At 60.7% G+C, this 6,914-nt stretch carries 7 protein-coding genes and 1 pseudogene; 3 read left to right on the top strand and 5 right to left on the bottom strand.

Features of this window, described 5'->3' with window-relative positions:
• Window positions 1-76 precede the first annotated feature (76 nt).
• Window positions 77-838: a branched-chain amino acid ABC transporter substrate-binding protein gene (locus ASF71_RS16860; RefSeq protein WP_082506143.1), complete on the top strand. Its 762-nt coding sequence runs from the start codon at window positions 77-79 to the stop codon at window positions 836-838.
• A gap of 375 nt (window positions 839-1,213) precedes the next feature.
• Here ASF71_RS16860 and ASF71_RS16855 read toward each other — a convergent pair whose 3' ends face one another.
• Entirely contained in the window at window positions 1,214-2,053 is an 840-nt protein-coding gene (locus ASF71_RS16855; RefSeq protein ID WP_156372936.1) for a hypothetical protein, read from the bottom strand.
• A 1,070-nt stretch (window positions 2,054-3,123) separates the two neighbouring features.
• On the opposite strand from ASF71_RS16855, the gene ASF71_RS16845 reads away from it, so the two are divergent.
• Window positions 3,124-3,807, top strand: a complete 684-nt coding sequence (locus tag ASF71_RS16845) for a YqhA family protein (RefSeq protein ID WP_056302367.1) — start codon at window positions 3,124-3,126, stop codon at window positions 3,805-3,807.
• 65 nt (window positions 3,808-3,872) lie between these two features.
• Here ASF71_RS16845 and ASF71_RS16840 read toward each other — a convergent pair whose 3' ends face one another.
• The 3 genes from ASF71_RS16840 to ASF71_RS16830 all read right to left on the bottom strand — a co-directional run bounded on the left by ASF71_RS16840 (window position 3,873) and on the right by ASF71_RS16830 (window position 5,778).
• Complete coding sequence (locus tag ASF71_RS16840; protein ID WP_056302366.1) at window positions 3,873-4,445, bottom strand: hypothetical protein; 573 nt, start codon at window positions 4,443-4,445, stop codon at window positions 3,873-3,875.
• Between the two features lie 142 nt (window positions 4,446-4,587).
• Entirely contained in the window at window positions 4,588-5,307 is a 720-nt protein-coding gene (locus ASF71_RS16835; RefSeq protein ID WP_056302365.1) for a hypothetical protein, read from the bottom strand.
• 225 nt (window positions 5,308-5,532) lie between these two features.
• Complete coding sequence (locus ASF71_RS16830) at window positions 5,533-5,778, bottom strand: hypothetical protein (protein ID WP_056302364.1); 246 nt, start codon at window positions 5,776-5,778, stop codon at window positions 5,533-5,535.
• A 455-nt stretch (window positions 5,779-6,233) separates the two neighbouring features.
• Between ASF71_RS16830 and ASF71_RS16825 the strand changes: the two genes are divergently transcribed.
• A complete protein-coding gene (locus ASF71_RS16825) occupies window positions 6,234-6,422 on the top strand; it encodes a hypothetical protein (protein ID WP_056302363.1) in 189 nt (62 codons plus the stop codon).
• 6 nt (window positions 6,423-6,428) lie between these two features.
• Here the strand turns inward: ASF71_RS16825 and ASF71_RS23115 are convergent.
• Window positions 6,429-6,914 (bottom strand): annotated as a pseudogene (locus ASF71_RS23115) (DDE-type integrase/transposase/recombinase); the annotation flags it as partial.

The following is a 6,914-nucleotide window of genomic DNA, read 5'->3' as shown; positions in this document are numbered from 1 at the left end:
CGCTGGAAACCAGAACGACTGGTGACCTTTCTGGAGGCGATCATCAGCCCTTTTTCAGCGTCAGGAGCAGTAAAAAATGAAGTTGTCATCTACTGAGGCCGCGGCCACCTATCTGCAAGAGGAAGTCAAGGCCAAGAGCGTCTTCGTCGTTTCTGACAACACCGCTTACGGCAATGGTCTGGCCACTTCGCTTCAGGCGAACATCAAGCGCCGGAACATCGCGTTGAGCGGCTATGCGGGCGTTTCAGACCCGGCTGGTATCGCGGCGGCCATCAAGCGAATCAGCGACGCCGGCCCAGACGTGGTGTACTTCGGCGGCAGTGATGATATCGGTGCCCCACTGGTGAAAGCACTCCGTGCAGCCGGGATCAAGGCCTTGTTTATGGGGGGCGACGGGCTGGATGCACCGAGCTTCGCTCAACGTGCAGGAGCAAGTGCGACGGGCGTGGTGTATTCCACAGTCTATGGGTCTGTGGATTCCTACTCGGGAAGTGAGGTGTTTACCCGGCAGTATCAGGCGAAGTACAAGGTTGCTCCCAGTGGGCGCGCACTAATGGCCTACGAAGCGATGAATGTTCTTCTGAATGCGATTGACAGTACCCTACAACCCGGTGGGGCACTTCCAAGCCGTGCGCGGGTAAGCGAAGCAGTGCGCAAAGTGAAGTTTGATGCTTGTGTCAACAAAAGCGCACTCCTGTGTGAGAATATCTCTGGACCTATGGCGTTTGATGACACAGGTGAACGCATGCGTTCCCGTGTATGGCTGATGCGGCTTGGTCCTTCTTCCAAAGCGAGCATCATCACTGTCAAGACTGTGTCGGCGGACAGTCTGCGCTGAAACAGAAGAAAGAGTAGGTTATAGACCCTACAAACGTTATTTGCAAATCCACACTTAAGTTTTTACTGTACTAACAGAACTTTGTTACTCTGAGGCGGCTCTCAGCCGCCTCTTCTTGTTATGACTGACGTTCTGGATATGCCTATGCTTCACAATTAGCAGCGGTCCTTTTACGCCCTTCTGTATCTCGGTATGTCCAGCGAAGACCCTGGAAAGGGTTCGCTGAAAGAAGTCTCTCCTCTGAGCAACAAACAGTGCTTCCCCTTGGGTCATCCTCCGTCTCGTTCTGAGAAGTCAGTGCCTCCAGATGAACTGAGGGGAAGCCTTCCGTTCTCAACATCAGCAGAAACCAGCCGGCCTCGCTTTCTTGAGATCTCAATAGGCGTGGAGGATCTGATCGAACTCTTGTTGTCCCTGCACCACCTCGATCAGCCGGTCACGGTATAACGACAGCAGAATCGTAATGGTCTCGTCCGCCGGCAGATTCAGCGTCGCCTGAATTTCCCAGACGTTCTGTTGCCCGTCCACCTGCTTCAGGAAGAGATTGGCCCGCAGATTCCCTGGCGGGTGCTTGGTGCTGTCCAGCGGGAGCCGCTTCGGAACGATGAACCGGAGACTGAGGAGATTGGTCTGCTCGACCGCGCCCGACTGGATCAGGGTTCTGACCGCTTCGTCGGCGTCCTTGGGCGGGAGTCCGGAGGCCTGAATCACGCGACTCAAGGCTCGTCGACCGTTGATCACTCGGAGTAACTGCCAGCTTCGGGGGCTGAGCGTGATGTCCTGCTCGATCCGGGCCAGCTGGTACACGGTGCCCAACGCCAGGGGCTGACGGTCCAGGATCTGCGCGAGGAAATCAGACCCCTCGACGCTTGCGGTCGGTACGGGAAGAACTTGTGTCGGGGCCAGAGCATAGGACAGGTCAGATTGGGTCAGGAGGTAATCGAGAGCTTCTCTGACCTGCTGACGCAATGCGGTGCGGAGCTGCAGGCTGCTGATTCTGCGTTGCAGCAGGAAATATTGCCCGAGGTGTTGAGGGCTGGCGAGGGCCAGATCTATTTCGCGGGCTTCGATCCAGCCGTGCTGGATAAGGATGTCTCCAAGACGACGATAGCCACTGGCTGCCTCGATTTTGCCTTCGCGGACGTAGAGGGTGAGCTGATGGGCGCTGAGGACGACTGTGCGACTGATTTTGTGAGTGACGAGGTAGCTCAGCATTTCCCAGAAGGGGGGATCCCCCCGCTCACTCAAGTCCGCTGTGGGAGGAACGGCAGAGGCTGGACGTGGCGAAGCTGGGAGCAACATGAGCTCACGCTGCCGTTCGTCAATCAGATCGAGGTCTGTAAGAGCGCTCAAGATGGGGGGGGACAGTGGGGGGAGAAGAGGAGGTCAGCCTGGACTGCTCTGAACGGCAGAGGACCAAGGAGAAGAAGGCGCAGGTGCTGCGGTGCACGCCCCAGTGTCAATATTCCGTCTTGTTCCTGGCCTCTGCACTTGAAGACCGTGATTCAGGAGCGTCATCTTCCAGGGCTGGTAGGAAGAAGCCCATGTCGTAGCTGGGTGTCGGGAACCCCCAGGACACTTGGAAGGCCAGTGACCGAGGCCTGGGCTGATCCAGATGGACCACGATCTCGTGCACCACCTCCTGCACCCCAAACCCACGCCGCCCCTCACGCCGCGTCATGGCCACGAGCACATCGAAACTCCGCTCATCCAGCACGGTCCAGAAACTCCGCGGCTCCACCACGCCTGGTCAATGCCATAAGAACGCCTTCCCAAGCAGCCCGCTGACCTCGATCTCCCGAATGTGCAACGCGACTGGACTGGTATTGATCAGCACCAATTGGGTTGCGGCTGTTGGTCCCCAGCGCAGGGTATCGATGGTGCGGCTGGCCGCCCAAAGCTCATAGTCCGATGCTCCCAGGACCTGACGTCACTTGCCCAACTCTGCGGGAGGCAACATGCTTCTCGGTATAGCCGCTTCTCGACGGCAGGATGTGCTGACCTGCTGTCCTTAACTAAGAATCAAGGTGAGGCCCGTTGAGCATTCACGGCCTTTTGGCTTGCTAAAGCAGGCAGTCGCCTAGCTCCGGGATGACGGATCGGAAAATGCTCGCTTCCAGTACGCCCCATCGAGCGCTATACCCGCACGCCGCTTTTGCGCGGGGTGACGCGTTCCCAGCGGACGGCGGCGAGCAACACGCGGTGCAGGCCAGGAGGCAGGGCCCTAAAGGGAAGATAGGTAAGAGCCGGACCCGACACGCTCACCCCCGCCCCAAGATGAAAGCGTGTCTTCCCGTTCCCAGGCTGAAACGTCCTCGCCGCAAGGCGACTGGTTCAGTGCCGCCATCGGCCGCACGCGCTTCGTGGTCCTCATCGCTGTGATCGCTGTACTGTTGGTAGCCTTCAGTCTGTTCCTGCAGGGCACCTGGGTGGCGCTGGAGACCATCTACGAGACCTGGCGCGACATGCTCTTACGCCGCGAGGAAAGCACGACGAGCGAGCTGGCTGTTGAATTCCTGGAGGTGGTGAGCACCATGCTCAAGGCGGTGGTGTTCTACATCATCGGGGTGGGGCTCTACAGCCTATTTATCCGGCCGCTGAACGTCACGTCGGCGCTGGGGGTGGAGACGTTGGCCGACCTGGAGCAGAAGGTCGTGTCGGTGATCGTGGTGATCCTGGGGGTGACCTTCCTGGAGCATTTCATCCGCTGGGAGGAGCCGCTCGAAACGCTGTACTTCGCGGGGGCACTGGCGCTGGCAGGTGGCGCGCTGGTGTTCTTCCAACACGTGCACAAGGGCCAAGGCAGCGACCTGCAGCAACCCGAATCCAAGCTGCGGGCCCGGCGCGAGCTGTTCGAGCGCGGCAACGAGCAGCGCGAGATCCAGGAGCGCGACGTGCAGCGCGCCGAAGATGCTACCCAGGCCAAGCTCGAAGGTCGGGTGGAGAGCAGCCAGGGCGGCGAGGGCTAATGGATCTCAGCCCCTTCCAGACCAGGAAGCGACTCAATGGCCTGTTTCAGGCACCTCGGAGAGCCTCACCGCTTCCGCGCACGCTCCGCCACCAGCCAGCGGACATCGCTTGCCTCTCGCCGCCGCTGCTTCTCCTTCGGCGACGCTTGCAACCATCGCAACCCAGCCGCTGTGACATAGGGCGCGGGTTCGACCCGTAACCCCATAAATTCCCTGAACGTCAGACCCAGACCCGCCGCGAACCGTTCGCCGACCTGCGCGATCGTCGCTCGCTGCTCTGGAGCCATCATCAGCCAGCCGTCCATCTCGATATCCGCACCCCCCGGTAAAGCCCGAAGGACGACCTCCGCCTGCTCCCGCTCTGTTCGAGTGAGTTGCCCCCAGTCAGACGCACGCTGCCGAGAGGCCGGGGTGGGGTCGTGCGTCACCTTGGCCAGGGCCTTCGGATTCGGCTCCTGCCTACACTGCGGGCACAGGCGCGTCCGGGCGAAGCGCGGGAGGCCCCGTTCCCTCAGGTACGTCCCGGCGGCCGTGAGATCGACGCGGGCCCGCTCGTGCCCACAAGAGAGCATGTCCGTCTGAGGCGTGACTGCGACCACCGGACGGTACGCCAGCACCAGGGAGTTCAGGAAGGCCATGCCTGAGCATAGGGCGCGCCGTAAGCGGCCTCCAGCGCCTTCAGTGAATCCTCGACTGCAAACAATGTCGTTCTGAAGCCACACGAAATGCAGTACCGGGTCGCTGAGATCGAGCCGGAGGGCTGCTGAGTTGTGGGGTGGTTCAGCCCAGCGCCACCTGGCCTCCAGGACCTGCTGGGGGTGCCGCCTGCCGTAACAGCTGCCTTGCCTGTTCGAAGGAGACATCGGTGTCGGAGTCCTCGACGAAGTAGTAGTAAGAGCGGCCTTCTGGGGCGTAAAGCCGGACCTTGCGCTCGAGCACGGCTTCAACCCTGAGCCAGTCGCCCTGATACTTCACCCACTCGCCGACCTCCGGCAGAGGCTTGAGCGGCGGGGCCTCGTGCTTGGCCTTGACCTCCCGCTTCGCCTGCACGCTCGCCGGCAACCGTACGTCCTCCCCAGAGCGCATCAGGCGCACGAAGAGCCCCGTCGGATTCGTCACCCGGCACTGATTCACTACAAGCGTCCGCAAGTCCTCCAGGACCCCTTTCACGCGCGCCACCGGATTCTGATACCGCAGAACTGCTGAGAGCACCTGCTTGGCATCCACCCTCGCGCCAGCAGCCAGAGCCGTCAGCTCGACGTCGATCTCCTGAATGGACACTGGAGGCGCCTCTGGGGCGTCAGGCAGCTCGACCAGGGATTTGCCCTGGGAGAAGACCCGCCGCAAGGTTTTCGCGCAGCTGTTCGGGGAAGCCTGCACCGCACGCTCGAAGGTGGTCAGGCCGACGAGCTCGAGGAGGGTGCGCGTGGCGTCGTAGGCGCTGACGCGTCCCATCAGGACGCTCTCAAGGAGCGTCGTCTTCAGTTGTAGGTCCAACATCTTGCAACACCTCGTTGTGGGTGTTAGGCTGACGTTACTGAGGCGTCGGACTAAACCCTTTTGAATTGGAAGCGAAACTCACCTTGCCGGGTGGGTTTTCTTCTTGTGATGGGGCCGTGTGTCCCCTTGTTCGGCCTGCCTTCGTCTCTCGCTACATGAGTTGAGTATAGGGGGCGTTCTGGTTGTCCGGTGCCAACCTCCCCGGGCACCCCGTCAAGTCAAGGCTTAAAACCCCATTACGGAGAGGGTCGGTGAGGGCTCCGGAGCGGCCGCCGCCAGCGCAAGCGCCGTGCACTTGCGCGAGAAGATGATCTGAAGTTCTTTGAGGCTCATCGGGATCGCCTGCTGTCTCGCTTCCTGCAGGGAGGTGATGCCCATGAGTTGGAACAGGAACCGGGCATGGTCGTATTCGTCCAGGCCCTCCTGCTGGAGATAGGCCAGGGATGCAGCTTTCGTGTGGTCGTCGAGCATGGTGGTGCACCTCCAAGGAGCTGTGGGCGGAGAGAGATTTCGGGAGGGTGATGTCGCGCCCACGTGCTTTCGCTCTGGGCTAAGGAAATACTGTAGCGCAGAGCGTATGCATGAGAAATCCAACGTGCCACACGCGAATTCTTCCGAAGCGGGGTAAAGTTCCTGGCCGGTTCCTAGCTTGAAACAGGACGAATCCCAAGGGCACCGGACCTGCTCGTTCCTCAGACCTTGAGGGGTGGAGATCACTCCAGCGAGACCACACCACCAGGCCTGGAAAGGGTGAAGCGTTCGGTCTGGGAAGGGGGTGAGACTGCCTCTTTTCAAGGTGTCCGGATGTTGTTGTTTATCAGGCGAGTAATACCCACATGCACATACGGACACCTTGAGCAACCCCGCGCCAGGACACGAACTGGAATGTCGGTTCTGCTGGAGTGCTGGGCGAGTAGGGTAGGGCGATGGATGCACAAGGCGTTGCTGGGCAGGTGCTGGATCAGTTGGTGCGGAGCGAGGTGTTGATGCTGGGGGGCTCCGTCTACGTGGGCGCAATGGCGAGGGCTCTCAAGATCGAGGTGTCGGCCGTTTATGGCGCGTTGGGGGAGCTGGTGAAGTTGGGGTGGGTCTGGGTTTACCCCGATATTGCGTAGCTGAAGTTAAGCGGCCGTAGCTTGCCGTTCGAACTCGTGGGGCGTCAAGTCGCCCAGGGTGGAATGGCGACGCTGGCGGTTGKAGAAGACCTCGATGAACTCGAACACGGCCTGACGGGCAGACGCACGACTCTCAAAGATCTCGTCCTCGTACAGCTCCCGTTTCAGGGAGYTGAAAAAGCTTTCCACCACGCATGCGGGCCAATTCTGCCTGGAAGATCCCACTCGCGTATTGACTGCCCCGGTCGCTGTGATGCACCCGTCCGGGAGACGGATGACGGCGCCGGGTCGCCATCWGCAGGGCCGCCAGTGGCAGYGTGGCCGCCATCTGCGTGTCCATCGCGTAGCCGACCACAGCCCGTGAATGCAGRTCCAGGGTGACCGCCARGTACAGCCAGCCTTCTCTGGTCGGCAGGAACGTCAGGTCCGACGCCCACACCTGATTCGGCTGCGCAACTTCGAACTGGCGCGCCAGCAGATTYGGGCAGACCG

Source organism: Deinococcus sp. Leaf326, assembly GCF_001424185.1.
Taxonomy (GTDB): domain Bacteria; phylum Deinococcota; class Deinococci; order Deinococcales; family Deinococcaceae; genus Deinococcus.
Note: the sequence above shows the minus strand (reverse complement) of the source record. Positions and strands in the feature narration are given on the sequence as shown.

Bases quoted from the DNA above. Each gene is read 5' to 3' on its own strand.
- ASF71_RS16825 (WP_056302363.1), top strand. From the start codon at position 6,234: ATGGATGCACAAGGCGTTGCTGGGCAGGTGCTGGATCAGTTGGTGCGG.
- ASF71_RS16840 (WP_056302366.1), bottom strand. From the start codon at position 4,445: ATGGCCTTCCTGAACTCCCTGGTGCTGGCGTACCGTCCGGTGGTCGCA.
- ASF71_RS16830 (WP_056302364.1), bottom strand. From the start codon at position 5,778: ATGCTCGACGACCACACGAAAGCTGCATCCCTGGCCTATCTCCAGCAG.
- ASF71_RS16835 (WP_056302365.1), bottom strand. From the start codon at position 5,307: ATGTTGGACCTACAACTGAAGACGACGCTCCTTGAGAGCGTCCTGATG.
- ASF71_RS16855 (WP_156372936.1), bottom strand. From the start codon at position 2,053: ATGCTGAGCTACCTCGTCACTCACAAAATCAGTCGCACAGTCGTCCTC.
- ASF71_RS16860 (WP_082506143.1), top strand. From the start codon at position 77: ATGAAGTTGTCATCTACTGAGGCCGCGGCCACCTATCTGCAAGAGGAA.